The organism is Arsenicicoccus piscis, assembly GCF_022568835.1.
Classification (GTDB): domain Bacteria; phylum Actinomycetota; class Actinomycetes; order Actinomycetales; family Dermatophilaceae; genus Arsenicicoccus; species Arsenicicoccus piscis.
This window is the reverse complement of record NZ_JAKZHV010000005.1, coordinates 65,249-82,363: the sequence shown is the minus strand read 5'-3', so window position 1 is coordinate 82,363 and position 17,115 is coordinate 65,249. Positions and strand designations below refer to the sequence as shown.

The 17,115-nt window shown below is 73.4% G+C and carries 12 protein-coding genes; 6 read left to right on the top strand and 6 right to left on the bottom strand.

All coding sequences use genetic code 11. The features are described 5' to 3' along the window. Window positions 1-9 precede the first annotated feature (9 nt). Window positions 10-1,200 (top strand): phosphotransferase, encoded by a 1,191-nt coding sequence (locus MM440_RS10700; RefSeq protein ID WP_241444292.1) that lies wholly within the window; start codon window positions 10-12, stop codon window positions 1,198-1,200. Here MM440_RS10700 and MM440_RS10695 read toward each other — a convergent pair. The 4 genes from MM440_RS10695 to MM440_RS10680 are packed head-to-tail and all read right to left on the bottom strand — an operon-like array spanning window position 1,166 to window position 9,618. Beyond that, the gene (locus MM440_RS10695; protein WP_241444291.1) at window positions 1,166-4,465 is read right to left on the bottom strand and encodes an ATP-dependent DNA helicase; all 3,300 of its coding nucleotides are present in this window, start codon (window positions 4,463-4,465) and stop codon (window positions 1,166-1,168) included. The genes MM440_RS10700 and MM440_RS10695 overlap by 35 nt on opposite strands. After that, window positions 4,462-7,860: a UrvD/REP family ATP-dependent DNA helicase gene (locus tag MM440_RS10690; RefSeq protein ID WP_241444290.1), complete on the bottom strand. Its 3,399-nt coding sequence runs from the start codon at window positions 7,858-7,860 to the stop codon at window positions 4,462-4,464. Before MM440_RS10690 ends, MM440_RS10695 begins: the two co-directional genes overlap by 4 nt. Then, the gene (locus MM440_RS10685; RefSeq protein WP_241444289.1) at window positions 7,854-8,273 is read right to left on the bottom strand and encodes an MGMT family protein; all 420 of its coding nucleotides are present in this window, start codon (window positions 8,271-8,273) and stop codon (window positions 7,854-7,856) included. Before MM440_RS10685 ends, MM440_RS10690 begins: the two co-directional genes overlap by 7 nt. 37 nt (window positions 8,274-8,310) lie before the next feature. After that, window positions 8,311-9,618 (bottom strand): ThiF family adenylyltransferase, encoded by a 1,308-nt coding sequence (locus MM440_RS10680; RefSeq protein ID WP_241444288.1) that lies wholly within the window; start codon window positions 9,616-9,618, stop codon window positions 8,311-8,313. Window positions 9,619-9,808: 190 nt separating this feature from the next. Here MM440_RS10680 and MM440_RS10675 point away from each other — a divergent pair, with 190 nt between their 5' ends. The 3 genes from MM440_RS10675 to MM440_RS10665 all read left to right on the top strand — a co-directional run bounded on the left by MM440_RS10675 (window position 9,809) and on the right by MM440_RS10665 (window position 11,264). Beyond that, complete coding sequence (locus tag MM440_RS10675; RefSeq protein ID WP_241444287.1) at window positions 9,809-10,426, top strand: TetR/AcrR family transcriptional regulator; 618 nt, start codon at window positions 9,809-9,811, stop codon at window positions 10,424-10,426. A 145-nt stretch (window positions 10,427-10,571) separates the two neighbouring features. After that, a complete protein-coding gene (locus MM440_RS10670) occupies window positions 10,572-10,796 on the top strand; it encodes a DUF3107 domain-containing protein (protein WP_241444286.1) in 225 nt (74 codons plus the stop codon). A 195-nt stretch (window positions 10,797-10,991) separates the two neighbouring features. Continuing rightward, window positions 10,992-11,264: a GlsB/YeaQ/YmgE family stress response membrane protein gene (locus tag MM440_RS10665; protein WP_241444285.1), complete on the top strand. Its 273-nt coding sequence runs from the start codon at window positions 10,992-10,994 to the stop codon at window positions 11,262-11,264. 163 nt (window positions 11,265-11,427) lie between these two features. Here the strand turns inward: MM440_RS10665 and MM440_RS10660 are convergent, their stop codons facing one another. After that, window positions 11,428-12,156: a ferritin-like fold-containing protein gene (locus MM440_RS10660; RefSeq protein WP_241444284.1), complete on the bottom strand. Its 729-nt coding sequence runs from the start codon at window positions 12,154-12,156 to the stop codon at window positions 11,428-11,430. Between the two features lie 218 nt (window positions 12,157-12,374). Between MM440_RS10660 and MM440_RS10655 the strand changes: the two genes are divergently transcribed. Together MM440_RS10655 and MM440_RS10650 are read left to right on the top strand one after the other, a co-directional pair. After that, the gene (locus MM440_RS10655; protein WP_241444283.1) at window positions 12,375-13,982 is read left to right on the top strand and encodes a DEAD/DEAH box helicase; all 1,608 of its coding nucleotides are present in this window, start codon (window positions 12,375-12,377) and stop codon (window positions 13,980-13,982) included. Window positions 13,983-14,344: 362 nt separating this feature from the next. Beyond that, the gene (locus MM440_RS10650; protein ID WP_420914156.1) at window positions 14,345-16,222 is read left to right on the top strand and encodes a BCCT family transporter; all 1,878 of its coding nucleotides are present in this window, start codon (window positions 14,345-14,347) and stop codon (window positions 16,220-16,222) included. A 3-nt stretch (window positions 16,223-16,225) separates the two neighbouring features. On the opposite strand, the gene MM440_RS10645 is transcribed toward MM440_RS10650, so the two are convergent. Next, window positions 16,226-17,071: a PHP domain-containing protein gene (locus MM440_RS10645; protein WP_241444282.1), complete on the bottom strand. Its 846-nt coding sequence runs from the start codon at window positions 17,069-17,071 to the stop codon at window positions 16,226-16,228. Window positions 17,072-17,115: the final 44 nt, after the last annotated feature.

The following is a 17,115-nucleotide window of genomic DNA, read 5'->3' as shown; positions in this document are numbered from 1 at the left end:
GTGGAGCCCGTGAGCTCCCCCAGCCGTCGCCCCCTCACCCTCGCCGCCCTGGCAAGCGCCGCCGTGCGCGACCTGGACCCGGTCTCCGTCTCGGGCCTGCACACCGACGAGCCCGGCGTGGACCAGGCGCTGGTGACGGACACCAAGGGGCGCACCTGGCACGTCGTCGTCCCCCGCAGTGCCGCCCAGGGAGCCGCGCTCGACCTCCCCGACACCCTGCTGCCGCTGCTCGACGCGCGACTGCCCTTCGACGTGCCCCGACCGAGCGGGTACGCCGCCGTCAAGGGCGTCGGTCGGGCCGCCGTCCACCCGCACCGCGAGGGTCATCAGCTCGCCCTCGAGAGCCTCCCGGCCGGGCCCGGTCTGGCCGCGACCCTCGGGCGTCTGCTGGCCGCGATCCACGAGCTGGACCCCGCGGTCTACGAGGAGGCGGGGGTGCCGGTCTACGACGCCGAGGGCTGCCGCCGTCGCCGGCTCGCCGAGCTGGACCAGGCCGCCGCCGGTGGGCACGTCCCGCCGCGGCTCCTGGCCCGCTGGGAGCGGGCGCTCGACACGGTGACGCTGTGGCGCTTCGCCCCCACGCCGACCCACGGCCCGCTGCACGGGGCGCACGTCGTCGTGGCGTTCGCCGACGACGAGGACAGCGCCACCGGCGAGGTCGTGGCCGTGTCCGGCTGGCACCACGCGCAGGTGGGTGATCCCGCCGACGACTTCGCGCTGCTGTGTGCGAACGCGCCCGCGGACGCCTTCGACACCGTGCTCGAGGCCTACGCGGCGGCGCGCACCGACCGGCCGGACCGGGGCCTGGTCACGCGCGCCCGCCTGGCCGCCGAGCTCGAGCTAGCGGCGCGGCTGTCGAGGGCGCGCGCCGACGGCGACCCCGCCCTCGTCGAGACCCTGTCGGCCGCGCTGGCCGACCTGGACGAGCGCACCGCAGGCGCCGACCTGATGGAGCCCCAGGTGCTCACCACCCGGCCCAGCGCGCCGGGTGGTGAGGAGCTGGACGAGCTGGAGGACGAGGACATGGCCGAGCCGACGGCGCCGACTGAGGCGGCGGAGTCGACCGAGCGCACCGAGCGCACCGAGGCGCTGGCGGAGCGCTCGGCGCCGGGTCCCGTCGAAGTGGCGCCGAAGGCCTACCAGCCGGAGGCGACCACCGGCGACATCATCGATCCGGGATCGCCGCGAGCACAGCGCTGAGGCCGGCCTCGTCCACCAGCTCGGGCCACACCGTCTCGCCGGTGGCGGCGTAGAAGAACGCGCCCCGGACCCGGTCGAGCGGCAGGCCCCGGAGCCGGGCGTACGCGAGCCGGTAGGCCGCGAGCTGGGCCGCGCGGGCCTGGGCCTGCGCGCCCCGCGGCGGCGCCCCGGTCTTCCAGTCGACGATCGTGACCAGCCCGTCCGGGTCGGCGAACACGGCGTCGATGCGCCCCCGGATGGCCAGGCCATCCACGACCGTCTCGACGGCGACCTCGACGGCCTCGGGCGACCGGCCGGACCACTCGCTGGCGAGGAAGTTGGCCTGCATCCTCGCCAGCTGGTCAGCCTCGGACGGACCGGCGCCATCGGCGGCGAGAGTCCAGGCGGCCGGCTCGGTCAGGTCGGCCAGATCGAGCATCGCCGCCTGGGTGTAGTGGGCCTCGACCCAGGCGTGGAAGTCGGTGCCGCGGCGGGCGGCCGTGGCCGGCGCGGCGGGCATGGGTCGACGCAGCGAGGAGGCGAAGGCCTCCGGGTCGCTGGCGAGCGCCACCACGGCGGAGGTGGAGAGGTGGCGGGGCACCACGACGTCGCGAGCGACCCGGCGCTGGTGGTCCTGCCGCTCGGCGAGGAGCAGCTCGAGCTCGGCGTCCAACGACCCGTCGCCGTAGGGAGCCGGCTCGTGCGCCTGATCGGACACCAGCCGGGTGTCGACCTCGACGGCGAGGGCACGCAGGGCCAGCACCCCCGGTGCGGTGGACGGCGGCACCGGCCAGGCGCCGATGATCTCGTCGGCGAGGCGCGGGTTCTCCACGGGTTCCTCCTCGGTCGGGACCGGGGGGTCCCACCACTGCAGGACCTCCCCCACCCCGGCGTCGCGCACCTCGGTCAGGAACCGGGACGGCAGCCGTGGTCGCCGCCCGGTGCGCCACCCCGCGGCCGTCAGGAGCAGCCGGTGCCGGGCGCGCGTGAAGGCGACGTAGGCGAGGCGTCGCTCCTCCACGATCGCGTGCTCGCCTGCTGCGAGGACGAATTCGTCGATGCGGTCCGACAGCGTCGACAGGTCGCCGGCCCCGCGCCAGTCCAGGGACGGCAGTCCGGCCCGGTCACCGCGCAGGTCGAAGGGCAGGTCGGCGAGGCCGAGGAGCCAGGCCTTGTCCTTGGGCGGCCCGACCCGCCAGGCGTCACCGCGGTAGGACGCGCTGCCGGTGTAGGTCGGGAAGCCGGTCTCCTCCAGGCCGGCCACGGCGACGAGGTCCCACTCGAGACCCTTCGCCGCGTGGACGGTGAGCACCTGCACGGCCTCCGGGTTGACGTCTCGGGTGCCGAGCTCGAGGGCGTTCTCGTGCTCCTCGGCAGCTTCCAGCCAGGCGAGAAACGGGCCCAGCGAGGCGCGCTGGGAGGCCGCCGCGAAATCGGCCGCGACGTCCAAGAAGGCCTCAAGGTGGGTGCGCGCGGTCGTGGGGGTCGCACTCGGGCGCGCGAGCACCTCGACATCGAGGCCGAGCGCCCGCTCGGCCTCCTCGGCGAGCTCCGGCAGGCTGAGCCCGGACAGCGACCGCAGCCGGCGCAGCACCCCGCGCAACCCGAGCACGCGCTCTCGGGCGGTGTCGCCGAGGTGCTCACCACCGGGCCCCACCCAGCCGACCGGGGGCGGGTCGTCCAACGCCTCGACGAGGCTGAGGTCACCGCGAGGCTGGTCCTCGGACGTCGAGCGCCGACGCAGCTCGCTGCCCCAGGCGGACAGACCGGTGAGGTCGGCAGCACCGAGCCGGGCGACCGGGCCGGAGAGCAGACGCATGAGGTGGTCGCCGCGGGTCGGGTCGTGGGCGACGTGCAGGAGGGCCAGCACGTCGGTGACCTCGGGCGTGTGGAGCAGCCCGCCGAGGCCCACGACCTCGACCGGCAACCCGACCTCCTCGAGCGCGTGCACGACCTCGGCGAACTGAGATCGTTTGCGGCACAACACTGCCGCGCTGCGCGCAGGAGAGTCGATGGCCACCGAGTCGTCCGGTGAGCGGTGGGCGAGGATCCACTCGGCGATGCGTCGCGCCTCGGACTCGAGCGTGTCGGTGACGATGATCTCTACGTGTCCCTGGTCCGCGCCCGGCCGGGCAGTGAGGGGCGGCACCGGCACCCTGCTCGCCGACCGCAACGGGCCGGCGACCACGTTGGCGGCCGCGAGGACCTCGGTGTCGTTGCGCCAGCTGGTCGAGAGGGTGAGGACGGCGGCGGGCGTGCCGTGCTGGGCGAACTCGCGCGGGAAGCGGGTCAGGGTCGTTGCGCTCGCCCCGCGCCAGCCGTAGATCGACTGGTGCGGGTCGCCCACCGCCATCACCGGCACGGGGTCGAGCGTGACGTCGACGCGCGCACCGAACAGCTCCTTCAGCAGGACGAGCTGGGCCTCGCTCGTGTCCTGGAACTCGTCGAGCAGGACCGCGCGGAAGCGGCGCCGCTCGATCGCGGCGATGTCCGGGAACGCTCGGGCGAGCTGAGCGGCGAGCGCCATCTGGTCGGCGAAGTCCAGCGACTCGGACTCGCGCTTGGCGCGCTCGTAGCTGACGAGCAGGGGCAGCACCTCGCGGCGCAGGCGCAGCTCGCGCAGCAGCTCCTTGGCAGGAGCCGTCCGGGGGGTGCGCCGACCCGGGTCCTTGGGCGGCAGCGACTCCAGGTGCGCGATGACGGTGTCGAGGAAGGCCGTGACCTCGGCCGGCTCGCGCAGATGCTCGGCGAGCTCGCCGGCGAGGTGCAGCACCGCCTCGACGACGGTGCTCTGTGCCGGCACCTTGCCGGCGCCGACGGTGTCGAGCGGACCGCTGAACCGCTCGACGAGACCTTGCACCAGGTGCCAGGTCGAGGCGGGTGAGAGCAGCCGGGCGCCCGGCTCCCGGCCGAGGCGCAGCGCGTGCTCGCCGACGAGTCGGCCGGCGTAGGAGTGGTAGGTCGACACGGTCGGGGCGACGGCCGGGTCATCGGCTGCGGGGGTCCACAGCCCCACCTGCTCGAGCCGACGCAACCGCCGGCCGATGCGCTCGGCGAGCTCGCCCGCAGCCTTGCGGGTGAACGTCAGCCCGAGGACCTCGTCGGGCCGGCAGTGACCGTTGGCGACGAGCCACACGACCCGCGCCGCCATCGTCTCGGTCTTGCCGGACCCGGCTCCGGCCACCACCAGGACGGGGGCCAGCGGTGCCTCGATCACCGCGACCTGCTCGGTGGTCGGCGTCGGCAGCCCGAGAGCCGCAGCAATAGCGTTGGCGTGCAGCATCATTCGTCTTCCGTGGCGCGAAGTGGGCAGGAGCTCTTGACCTGGCAGTAGCGGCAGTGCGGACCGACGCGCGCGCCGAACGCCGCGCCACCCATCTGCTCGGCCGTCTCGGTGAGCAGGTCGTGCGCCCAGCGCGGGTCGTCCGCGGCGGCCACCGGTGGCTGGTGCTGGACCTTGTGCGACTTGGCCTTGGTGCCGAGCTGCAGCAGAGCGGCTCCGCCGGAGCGCGCACGACCGACGAGCTCGTCGAAGGCTCCCTCCTCGACGGCCACCTGGTAGGCCGCGAGCTGGGCGTTGCTCGCGATGGTCGTGTCGGCCGGTGGGGTGCCGGCGGTCTTGAGGTCGACCACCCGCAGATGTCCCTCGTCGTCGCGCTCGAGCCGGTCGACGCGGGCTCGGACCTGGGCCCGGCCGACGTCGAACCGGGCGTCCAGCTCGTGCCCCACCAGCTGCCAGCCGGCCTGCTGCAAGGTGGTGGTGTAGGTCGCCAGCCGCTCGAGCATCTGCTCGGCCCGTCGGCGCTGGTGCCGCGTGGCGAACGTGTCGGGCGGCAGGCCCAGCTCGTCGAAGCGGCGATCGAGCTCGGCCTGGTAGGTCGCCGCATCGGCGTCACCGAGCTCCGCGGCGATCTCGTGGACCAGCGTGCCGAGGGCTGCGGTCGGCTTGGCCGCCGCGTCGCCGCCGCGGCTGAGCAGCAGCCAGCGCAGCGAGCACTCGGCGAAGCCTTCGAGCTGGGACGGCGACACCCGCACCGGTCCCTCGTCGGGCACCACCGGGCGGTCGTCGCTCAGTGCGCGCAGGGGCCACCAGGTCGCCGGGTCCGCGGCGGCGACGCCCGCGCGTGCCAGCAGCGCGAGCCGGTCCGCCGCAGCGCCGCGGACCTCGGGATCGACGTGCAGGCACTGCTGGCGCAGCTCGGCGACGATGCCACCGAGAGACATCGGTCTCGGGAGGTGCGCCACAGGACGCGGGTGCTCGTCGTCACGGGGGTCGATCAGCTCGAGGTACGCGGAGGGCTGCTCGTCGTCGCTGCTGACGGCCGTGACGAGCAGCCGCTCGGTCGCCCGGCTGACCGCCACGTGGAGCAGCCGGGTCTCGTCGTCCCGCACCGCTCGCTGGGCCGCCTGCACCGTGCCGTCGCGGCCCGCGACCACGTCGACGAGCTCCTCGGACCCGAGCAGCGAGCCACGCAGCCGCAGGTCGGGCCAGACGCCCTCCTGCAGCCCGGACACGGCGACCACCCGCCACTGCCGCCCCGCCGCACCGGCGGGGGTGGTGAGCGTGAGGACGTGATCGGTCGGTGCCGCTGCCACCAGGGAGTCGGCCGGCACATCCTGGGCGAGGATCTGGTCGACGAACGCCTGCGGACCGGCGCCGGGCAGACGCTCGGTGAACGACTCGGCTGCGGCGAAGAGGGCGACGACCGAGTCGAGGTGCTGGTCGGCCCTGGCCCCGGACGCGCCCCCGGCGAGCGCGGAGCGACGCCAGGGCTCGGCCAGCTGCAGCGCGGACCAGCAGGCCCACAGCACCTGCTCGGCCGTGGTGTCGGCGCGCCAGCCGTCGCCGTCTCGCGCTGCCGCCTGCACCCCGCTGCGCAGCGCCGCACGCAGGCGGGCCACGGCCTCGATCAAGTGGGCGTCAAGGTCCAGGGCGTCAAGGTCCAGGGCGTCGAGATCCAGGGCGTCCAGGTCCAGGGCGTCCAGCTGAGGGTCGGCGAGGAGCAGCGTGACGAGCTCGTCACGCGCTGGACCCGGGCGTTCGGTGGCGTCCCCGACCGAACCCGCCCGGGCACGACGAACCGCTCGTCGCACGCGCCGCTGGGCGACGACGTCGAGACCGACGAGGACCGAGCCCATGAGGTCGGCGGCGCGGTCGGCGTCCAGCGGGTCGTCCTCACCACGGGCGAGGCCGAGGACTGCGTCCAGGAGCAGGAGCAGCGCGCGGGCCGCGGACTGGTCGCGCAGCGGGATCTCGGTGGTGGCCGCCGCGACCGGCACGCCCTGCGCGGCCAGCACCCGGCGCAGAGCGGCGACCCGGCCACCGCCGCGCACGACGACCGCCATCTGCGACCACGGCACCTGGTCGACCAGGTGCGCCCGACGCAGCCGCGCCGCGAGGAAGGCCGCCTCCTGGGCGACGTTGCGCAGCAGCGCCACCTCCACCGCGCTGGTGGGAGCCGCCACGGTGGTGGGGGTGGTGGCAGGCGGGATGGAGGAGGCGGTGGCTGGCGTGGTGGTGGCGGTGGTGAAAGGTGTGGTGGTGGCTGTGGTGGCCGGCGAGGTGGCCGGGACGCCGTCGGGCCGCTCGGCAGGTGGGCGGGGTGCCACCCGGTGGGAGGCACCACCGACCGCGCCGATCGCCCGGGCCACCCGGGCGGTCACGTCCGCGAGCTCCGGCGGCTGACGGTGTAGCCGGCGCAGGACGAGCTCGGCGCCGTCGCCGAAGAGGTCGTGCCAGCCCTGGGCGAGCAGCGTCGGGTCGGCTCCGCGGAAGCCCTGCACGGTGCTGTCGGGGTCGCCCAGCAGCACCAGCTGGGGCCGGGGGGCACCGCTGGGCAGGGCGCGTCCGCGGCGGCCGGACCGGCCGGTGAGGATGACTTGGAGCAGGCGGGCTGCCGAGACCGTGAGCTCCTGGGCATCGTCGACGACGATGAGGCCCACGTCCTCGCGGACGCGGGCGAGGGCGTCGGGGTCGTCGAGGAGCAGGTCGGCGGCGGCCGACAGGATCCACGCCGGGTCGTAGGCACCCGGGCGCGAGAAGGCCGTGACCTGGTCGTATTCGAGCAAGACCTCGGCAGCGCCCACCCACTCGGGCCGGTCCTTGACGCGGCCGAGGCGCGCGAGGTCGGCGGGCTCCAGCCCGCGCTCGACGGCGCGCATCAGCAGGTCACGCAGCTCGGCGCGAAATCCCCTGGTGGACAGCGCCTCTCGCACACCCTCCGGCCACTGCGGGCCAGGGACTGCCCCCTCGGCGTGGCCGGCCAGGAGCTCCTTGAGGATCGTGTCCTGCTCGGACCCGCTCAGCAGGACCGGGACAGGATCGCCGCGCAGCACCGCGGCCCGGCGCAGGATCCCGAACCCGAGCGCCTGGTGGGTCCGAGCGAGTGGCTGGGTGGTGGTCGTGCCGAGGCGGGCCGTGACGCGTTCGCGCAGGTCGGCAGCGGCGAGCCGGGAGGACGTGAGCAGCAGGGCGCGGTCGGCCGCGACGAGGCCACGGCGCACCCGGTCGGCGACGAGCTCGACGGCGACGGTGGACTTGCCGGTGCCGGGGCCTGCCAGCACGCGCACGACCGGTGCCTCGCAGGCGATGACCGCACGCTGGTCGTCGTCGAGGCGCACCCCGCCTCCGGGTCCGTCACCGCCGACGCCGAGCGCCGGGGCTCGTCTCATGCTCACCATGGGTCGATCAGACCACGCACCTCTGACAGACCCTCCTCACCAGGGCGGATCCGCCCGCGGTGACCGTCGTGCCCGCCCCCGTCCCAGCGGGCCAGCCGCAGGTCGATGCGCCGACCGTCGACGGGGCCGCCGACGAGCGGGGTCCCTTCCTCGAGCCAGTGCGGCCGGGCCCGGTCGGTGAGCGTATCGGGCAGGCTCCCGTCGGCGCGGACCACCCGCCACCAGCAGGTGAGCGATCCGTAGCGCGACATCACCTGGCCCACCTGCCGCGGTCCTCCGCGCCCGGCCAGCTCCGCGACGTCGCCGTAGGCGAGCGCCATCCCGGACGGGATCTGGTCCGCGACGTCGAGGACCCGCTCCACCTGCGCCGGGAGCTCGTCGACGCCCAGGTGGTCGTGATCGGGGTCGCTCATCGTGACGCTCCCGTGCGGCGCACCAGCAACGGTGGCATCAGTAGCGCGGCCGCTCGGGCTCGATCTCGTCCACCCAGGCGAGGATCCCCCCGTCGAGGTGCCGGACGTGGCGGTAACCACGGTCCAGCAGCGCCCGCCCGGCCTGCTCCGAGCGGACGCCGGAGCGACAGTGCAGGACCAGGTCGTCGTCGCGGGCGAGCACGGCGTCGCAGCGCCCGTCGAGGATCTCCTCCAGCGGCACGTGCTCGGCGCCATCGATCGTGACGATCTCGCGCTCGGCCGCCGTGCGCACGTCGACGAGCCGCACGGCGGCGGGACGTGCGGCACCGGCAGCAGTGGCTACAGCGGCGGCACCGGCGGCACGGTCTACGAGCAGGGACTGCAGCTGGGTCGGCGAGACGACCGGGACGTCGCTGACGTCGGGAGCGGGAGGGACCGCGACCGCGCACACGCTCGCCTCCAGGTCGGCGAGGCGCACCTCGCGCCCGGGGGCGCAGACCTGACAGTCCGGGTTGCGGCGCACCGGGAGCTCGGACCAGGTGGCGGCGAGGGCGTCGTGCAGCAGGAGCCGGCCGATCAGCGGTGCACCGCTCCCCGTGACCAGCTTGACCACCTCGGCACCCTGGGCCGCGGCGAGCGCCGAGCAGGTCACCCCCAGCACGCCGGCCTCCGCGCAGGAGGGCACCGACCCCGCAGGAGGCGGCTCGGGGAACACGCAGCGGTAGCAGGGACCGTCGGCGGCGCCCCAGACCGACGCCTGGCCCTGGAAGCGCAGCACGCTCGCCCACACGTGCGGGATCCCGAGCAGGACGCAGGCGTCGTTGACCAGGTAGCGCGTGGCGAAGGAGTCGCTGCCGTCCAGCACGACGTCATAGCCCGCGAGGATCTCCTCGGCATTCGCGGCGACCAGCCGTTGCGGGTGCCGCACGACCGTGACCAGCGGGTTGACCGCCGCCACGGTCTCGGCGGCGGAGTCGACCTTGAGCCGTCCGAGGTCGGCCTCGCCGTGCACGACCTGGCGCTGCAGGTTCGACCGCTCGACGACGTCGTCGTCGACGATCCCGATCGTCCCGATCCCGGCGGCCGCCAGATAGAGCAGGGCGGGCGACCCCAGCCCGCCGGCGCCGACCACGAGCACCCGGGCGGCACCCAGCCGGCGCTGCCCGATCTCGCCGATCTCCGGCAGCAGCAGGTGCCTCGCGTAGCGCGCGCGCTCGGCCTCGCCCAGCGGCGGACCGGGCTCGACCAGCGGCACACCGCGACGGGCGCGAGCGCGTGCCACGTCGGTCTGGGGCCCCTGGTGCGCCTGTTGCCGGTGCTGCACCTGGGCGACGGGGTTCGGCATCCCCCGAGCCTAGTCCCGTAGACCGTGAGCGTGAGCAGGGTGGGCCTCGCGCGGGCCTGACCGTGGGCACCGGCCGTGGGCACCGGCCGCAGACGGGGACCGAACCGACCGCTTCAGGCAGGTTACGGCCGGGTAGCATGGCCGGGCCGGGCGACGGACTGCCCGCCCGGGACAGGAAGGACACCCCTTTGTGACCACCACGACCGGTCGATACACCCGGCTCCCGCGATCCCAGCGCCGCGTCCAGCTGCTCGACGCCGCCCAGGAGGTGTTTGTCGAGGCCGGCTACCACGCGGCCGCGATGGACACGATCGCCGAGCGGGCCGGGGTCAGCAAGCCCGTGCTCTACCAGCACTTCCCGAGCAAGCAGGCGCTCTACCTCGCGCTGCTCGACCAGCACTGCAACGCGATCGTGAGCATGGTGGAGCAGGCGCTCGCGGACAACCAGGACAACAAGCAGCGCGTGGCGGCGGCGATCGACGCCTACTTCAGCTTCTTCGAGCAGAACGGCTCCCCCGCGCGACTGGTGTTCGAGTCCGACCTCACCGGCGAGGAGCCGGTGCGCACGCGGCTGGACTCCGTGGCCCTGCGCTGCGCCGAGGCGATCGCCGCGGTCATCGCCGAGGAGGCAGGGCTGCGCACCGACCAGGCGCTGCTGCTGGGCATGGCCCTCACCGGCGCGGCCATGCAGTCGGCCAAGCACTGGGTGACCCAGGGCCAGTCGGTCCCCCGCGCGGAGGCCACCCGACTCGTGAGCGCGCTCAACTGGCGCGGGCTCGGCGGCTTCCCCCGCACGCAGGCCGGCTGAGGCCGCAGCCCCACGTCCCTATAGCCTCGCCGGACTCCGCCGGACTCCGCGGGTCATGGGAACATCGGGACGCGTGCCAGGGTTGGTGCACATGACAAGACCGGCGCCCACGGCGGCGCCGGCGAGCACAACGAGAGGATGACCCGTGGAGGTCAAGATCGGCGTCCAGAACGTCGCCCGCGAGATCACGTTCGAGTCCACCGAGACCGCGGAGCAGATCCAGCAGACCGTGGCTGCGGCCGTCGCCGCGAAGGATCTCATCACGCTGCGTGACGACAAGGGCCGAGTCGTCGTGGTCCCGGCCGACCGGCTGGGCTACCTGGAGATCGGCGCCCCGGAGAAGGGCCGGGTGGGCTTCGGCTCCCTCTGAGCACCCTGCTCAGACACGTTCTGTCACCCACTCGTTATCGAAAAGCGGGTTGGACCTCGCCCAGTGGGTATGAAGGGGCGTGTCACAGTGTTCGAGTCGCTCATCGAACTCGACATGACGGGTGCCAGCCACCCGACCTCACGCCAGCAGGCGGGACGCTCGGCCCCACCGCTACAGACAAGGAGTCAAGAACTCATGGTTTCCACCATCATCAGCGCCATCATCGCCGGACTCATCATCGGCGCCCTCGCGCGCCTCGCCCTCCCGGGTCGCCAGAACATCGGCATCGTGATGACGATCGTCCTCGGCATCCTGGGCTCGCTCATCGGCTCGTGGCTGACCTACCAGTTCGGCTACAGCAACAGCAACGGCGGGTTCGAGTTCATCCCGTTCATCGTCGGCATCATCGTCGCGGCCCTGCTCATCGTGGGCTACCTGTCGATGACCGGTCGCCGCTCGCGCCCGTGACGCACCCCGCTCGCCGAGCCGGCTGACGCGTCGGAACACTGACGCAGCCGAATCTCACGAAGCCCCCGCACCGACCTGGTGCGGGGGCTTCGTGCTGCCTACGGGGTTGTCGGCTCTGGGTGGCGGCTCTGGGTGGCGGCTCTGGATGGCGGCTCGGGGTGGCTCAGGAAGCGAGGCCCAGGTTGGCCAGCCGCTGGGTGTGCGCCTCGGTCATCCGAGTGAACATCCGCCCGACCTCGGCCAGGTCGGCGCTGCGGCCCGGGACACCGCCGACGAGCAGGGTCGCCAGCGCGTCGCGCTCCACCACGGCCTGCTGAGCCTGGGCGAGCGCCTCGCCGACGAGCCGTCGGCCGTAGAGCGCCAGCCGGCCCGAGGAGGCCGGGTCGGTCGCGATGGCCTCGCGGATGGCGCTGACCAGGAAGCCCTCGACCGACCCGGCGTCCTCGGCGCTGCCGCGGTCCAGCACCTGGAGCACCAGGTCGCGGGTGTCGTCGTCGACGTAGGCAGCCACCTCGCGGTAGAAGTCGGTCGCGATCGAGTCACCCACGTGCGCCTTGACCAGGCGCTCGGCCCAGGTGGCCGGCAGGGTGCGCTCGTGGAACCGGGCGAGGACGGGCTCGAACGGCGCCATCGCCGCGGCGGCCTCCACCCCGAGCGCCCGCAGCCGCTCGGCCAGCAGCTCGTAGTGCCCGAACTCGCGGCAGGCGTGCCGACCGAGGGCAGCGCGGGCGGTCAACGTGGGCGCGGCGTCGCTGTCGGCGGCCAGGCGGGCGAACCCGGTCAGCTCACCGAGGGCCAGCAGACCGAGCAGATCGACGACCGCAGCCTGCTCGGGGGTGCCGGCCGCGGGGTCTACCGGCTCGACGGGCGACGCGTGCGGGTTCTCGCTCATGACGACTCACGGTAGCCGGTGCGGCTAGACTGGCGGTGTCAACAGGTGCCCGGTCGGCACGAATCCCCCGACGGGACTGCGATCCCAGACCTCCGCCGCTCGCGACTGCGACGAGCACGGCGGCGACGAAGACCTCCGATCGGCTCCTCCCGCCCTGGCAAGCCCGGGGCTCCGGCGCAGCGCCCGTGCGCAGCCGGCCGATCGCGCAAGGAAGATCCATGTCCGACCAGACCCAGCACACCGACGCCTCCGTCGCGTCGTCCCCGTCCGTAGAGACCGTGGCGGCCCCCGAGGCGCCGAAGCCGACGTTCGCCGACTTCGGCGTCCACCCCGACATCGTGGCCGCGCTCGACGACGCCGGCATCACCCACCCGTTCCCGATCCAGGCGATGACCCTGCCGGTCGCCCTGGACGGGCACGACATCATCGGTCAGGCCAAGACCGGCACCGGGAAGACCCTCGGCTTCGGCGTGCCGATCCTGCAGCGCGTGGTCTCCCCCACCGACGCGGCGTTCGCGACGCTGCCGCACGCGGGCAAGCCGCAGGCCCTGGCCGTCGCGCCGACCCGTGAGCTGGCCGTCCAGGTCGCGAGCGACCTCAAGATCGCCGGCCGCCGCCGGGGTGTCCGGGTCGCCGAGATCTACGGTGGCCGGGCCTTCGAGCCGCAGATCGAGGCGCTGCAGCGCGGCGTCGAGGTCGTCGTCGGCACGCCGGGCCGGCTGCTCGACCTGGCCAAGCAGCGGCACCTGGACCTGTCACACTGCTCCATCGTCGTGCTGGACGAGGCCGACGAGATGCTCGACCTCGGCTTCCTGCCGGACGTCGAGGCGATCCTCGCCCGCACCGCGCCGCAGCGTCAGACGATGCTCTTCTCGGCGACCATGCCTGGCCCGGTCGTGGCGATGGCTCGCCGCTACATGAGCCGTCCGACGCACATCCGCGCGATGCACGAGGAGGGCAGCAACGCCCACACCGTGGCCGCGATCGAGCAGCTGGTCTACCGGGCGCACGCGCTCGACAAGGTCGAGATGCTCGCGCGCATCCTGCAGGCCAAGGACCGCGGCCTGACCATCATCTTCAGCCGGACCAAGCGCACCGCCGCCAAGGTCGCCGAAGAGCTCACCGAGCGTGGCTTCGCGGCCGGCTCGCTGCACGGCGACCTCGGCCAGGGGGCCCGTGAGCAGGCGCTGCGGGCGTTCCGCAACGGCCACATCGACATCCTCGTCGCCACCGACGTCGCCGCCCGCGGCATCGACGTGGAGAACGTCACCCACGTCATCAACTACCAGTGCCCCGAGGACGAGAAGACCTACGTCCACCGGGTCGGCCGCACCGGTCGCGCCGGGCACACCGGCATCGCCGTGACCCTGGTCGACTGGGACGACCTGCCGCGCTGGTCGCTCATCAACAAGGCCCTGGACCTTGGCATCGCCGAGCCGCCGGAGACGTACTCCTCCTCTCCCCACCTGTACGCCGACCTGTCGATCCCCGAGGGCACCACGGGCCGGCTGCCGAAGAGCAAGCAGGTCCGCGACGGGCTCGCGGCCGAGCGCCTCGAGGACCTGGGTGAGACCGGTCGCCACGGCGGTTCTGGTCAGGGCGGCTCTGGCCGTGACGCGGGCCGTGGTTCTGGTCGCGGTGGCTCTGGCCGCGGAGGTTCGGGCCGCGGCGGCGCCGGTCGTGGCGAGGGGCGCGCGGAGTCGCGCGGCGAGGCTCGTGCCGACACGCGCGGTGAGTCCGGCGAGCGCCCGCGTCGTCAGCGCAGCCGTCGCCGCACCCGCGGCGGCAAGCCCGCCGAGGGGTCTACGCCGAACGTGGAGAGCTGACCGGCCGACTCGTTCTACGCACTCACTGTACGTGTCGTAGCTCCCCCATCCGAGCGACGTTGTGTTGCTGGGCCGTAAAACTCGATTGGGACTTCTTCCCCTCTTCGTGTCTACGGTGGTCCCTTTGATCTGACGGTTTGCGCCGGTTCCCCCAGTCCGGGCGGTCCGGCGCGCCCTACGGAGAGGACCGCATGCCAGACCAGCTGCCTTCGTCCGACGGAGTCGGACACACGTCGTCGTCCGACGGTGTCGCACCAGCGTCAACGTCCGACGGAGTCGGACACACGTCGTCGTCCGACGGTGTCGCACCAGTCTCGACCTCCAACGGCGTCGGACCAGTCCCCACGTCCGGCTCGACCGCCGTGACCGCGCAGTCGTCCTCGGGGGCGACTGCGACCGACACGCTCGAGTCGCGCTCCCCGACCGACGCCGCGACCAGCCCGGCGTCCTCCGACGAGACCGGCGCCACCGGGGAGCACCACCTGCTCACCGGTCTGACGACCCCCGCCCCGCGCTCCTCGGCGGTCAAGGAGGGCATCGACTGGGTCGTCTTCGGCGTGACCGCGCTCATCGCCATCGCGTTCGTGTCGTGGGGCTTCGCCTCGCCGAGCTCGTTGTCCGCCACGAGCACCACCGCCCTCAACTGGGTGATGACCAGCACCGGTTGGCTGTTCGTGCTGCTGGCCACCGGCTTCGTCTTCTTCGTGCTGTGGCTCGCCGCGAGCCGCTACGGGCGCATCCCGCTCGGCAACGACCGGGAGGAGCCGGAGTACTCCACCGTCTCGTGGGTGGCAATGATGTTCAGCGCCGGCATGGGCATCGGCCTGATGTTCTACGGCGTGGCCGAGCCGCTGTTCCACTACGTCTCGCCGCCCCCGGGCGCCGGGGCGCAGGGCCAGACTCCCGAGGCGCTCCAGGTGGCCATGGCCACGACGATGTTCCACTGGGCGCTGCACCCGTGGGCGATCTACGCCGTCGTCGGTGTCGCCATCGCCTACAGCACGTTCCGCAAGGGCCGTCCGCAGCTCGTCTCCTCGGTGTTCACGCCCCTGTTCGGCAAGCACGCCAACGGCTGGGGTGGGAAGGTCATCGACGGTCTCGCGATCTTCGCGACCCTTTTCGGCTCCGCGGCCTCGCTGGGTCTCGGCGCCCTGCAGATCGCTGCCGGCATGGAGTTCAACGGCTGGGTGCAGTCGGTCAGCACCGGCGTGCTGCTGATGATCATCGCCGTCCTCACCGTGGCCTTCATCCTCAGCGCCACCTCCGGCATCGCCCGCGGCATCCAGCTGCTCGCCAACATCAACATGGTGCTGGCCCTCGCCCTCGCGCTGTTCGTGTTCGTCGTCGGGCCGACGCTGTTCATCCTGAACCTGCTGCCGACCACGCTCGGTCAGTACCTCGCCCAGCTGCCGGGCATGGCCTCGCGCAGCGACGCGAGCGGCCTGGGCCCGATGCACGACTGGCTGTCCTCGTGGACCGTCTTCTACTGGGCCTGGTGGATCTCCTGGACCCCCTTCGTCGGCATGTTCATCGCCACGATCAGCCGCGGTCGCACGATCCGTCAGTTCGTGTCCGGCGTGCTCATCGTCCCGAGCCTGGTCTCGCTGGTCTGGTTCTGCATCTTCGGTGGCGGCGCGATCGACGCCCAGCGCACCTTCAAGGACCTGGCCCCGATCAAGGACGGCGTCCCGACGATCAACTCCGACGCGGCGCTGTTCCAGCTGCTCGCGCACTACCCGATCGCGTCAATCACCACCGTGCTCGTCATGGTCCTGGTGGCGATCTTCTTCGTCTCGGGTGCCGACGCCGCGTCCATCGTCATGGGCACCCTGTCCGAGCACGGCTCGATCGAGCCCACCCGCAAGACGGTGATCTTCTGGGGTGCCGCGACCGGTGCTGTCGCCGCCGTCATGCTCCTCGCGGGGAGCGCGGCCGGAGACACCAGCGAGGCCCTGAACGGTCTGAAGAACATCACGATCGTCTCGGCGATGCCGTTCGTCATCGTGATGGGGCTGATGTGCTGGGCCCTGGTCAAGGACGTCACCACCGACCCGCTGGTCCGTCGCGCCGACCTGGCCGACCGGCTGCTCGCCGAGGCGGTCGTCACCGGCCTGCAGGAGCACGGCACCGAGGACATCCAGCTGGTCGTCGCCGGCACCGGCACCGATGCGCCCGCCCAGCGCCGGCCGCGCGGCCTGCTGTCCTGGCTCGCCGACCGACGTCGCGGCGCCCGGCGCTGACCGTCAGGGCCGGAGCACGGGGACGCCGCCGGCCTGGTCCTCGATGACCGCGAGGACCTCGGGGTGGGTGGTGTTCTCGGCGAGGCGGTTGACCTTGCCGGAGCCGTGGTAGTCGCTCGACCCCGTCGTGACCAGGTCGAGCGCCGTCGCGAGGCGCATGGCGTGCCGGGTCTGCTGCTCGTCGTGGTCGCGGTGCCGCGCCTCCAGACCGGCGAGGCCGGCATCGGTCATGGCCCGGACGACCGAGTCCGGGACGACGCGGCCGCGCTTGGCGGCGAAGGGGTGGGCCATCACGGGCACCCCGCCGGCGGCGCGGACCAGGCGGACGGCGTCGACGACGTCGGTGGCGTAGTGCCGGGCGTAGTAGGGCGACCCGGTGTAGAGGTACTGCGCGAAGGCCTCGTCCCGGGAGCCGACGGCGCCGCTCGCGACGAGGGCGTCGGCGATGTGCGGGCGCCCGACCGTCGCCCCGTCGGCGACCTGCTCGAGGACGTCGTCGTAGCTGATGGGGAGGTCCTCGCTCAGCAGCTCGACGATCCGCTGCGCCCGGGTCTCGCGCGAGCGCCGGGCGTGCGTGATCTCGGCGAGCAGGGCCGGGTCGTCCGGGTCGTGCAGGTAGGAGAGCAGGTGGATCGAGATGCCCTGATGAGCACAGGACAGCTCCATCCCGCGCACCAGTGTCAGACCCGTCGCTGCGGCCTCGGCGGCGGCCTCGTCCCAGCCGGCCGTGCTGTCGTGGTCGGTGAGCGCCAGCACGCTGAGCCCCCGGTCGGCAGCCTCCCGCACGAGCTCGCGCGGGGTCTGCGTGCCGTCGCTCGCGGTGGAGTGGGTGTGCAGGTCGATCACCATGGGCCCACCGTAGCCGGGCACCGCACGCACCCGGGCCGGTTGCT

Coding starts and splice junctions, on each gene's coding strand:
- MM440_RS10695 (WP_241444291.1), bottom strand. CDS start 4,465: ATGATGCTGCACGCCAACGCTATTGCTGCGGCTCTCGGGCTGCCGACG.
- MM440_RS10690 (WP_241444290.1), bottom strand. CDS start 7,860: ATGGTGAGCATGAGACGAGCCCCGGCGCTCGGCGTCGGCGGTGACGGA.
- MM440_RS10685 (WP_241444289.1), bottom strand. CDS start 8,273: ATGAGCGACCCCGATCACGACCACCTGGGCGTCGACGAGCTCCCGGCG.
- MM440_RS10680 (WP_241444288.1), bottom strand. CDS start 9,618: ATGCCGAACCCCGTCGCCCAGGTGCAGCACCGGCAACAGGCGCACCAG.
- MM440_RS10665 (WP_241444285.1), top strand. CDS start 10,992: ATGGTTTCCACCATCATCAGCGCCATCATCGCCGGACTCATCATCGGC.
- MM440_RS10660 (WP_241444284.1), bottom strand. CDS start 12,156: ATGAGCGAGAACCCGCACGCGTCGCCCGTCGAGCCGGTAGACCCCGCG.
- MM440_RS10655 (WP_241444283.1), top strand. CDS start 12,375: ATGTCCGACCAGACCCAGCACACCGACGCCTCCGTCGCGTCGTCCCCG.
- MM440_RS10645 (WP_241444282.1), bottom strand. CDS start 17,071: ATGGTGATCGACCTGCACACCCACTCCACCGCGAGCGACGGCACGCAG.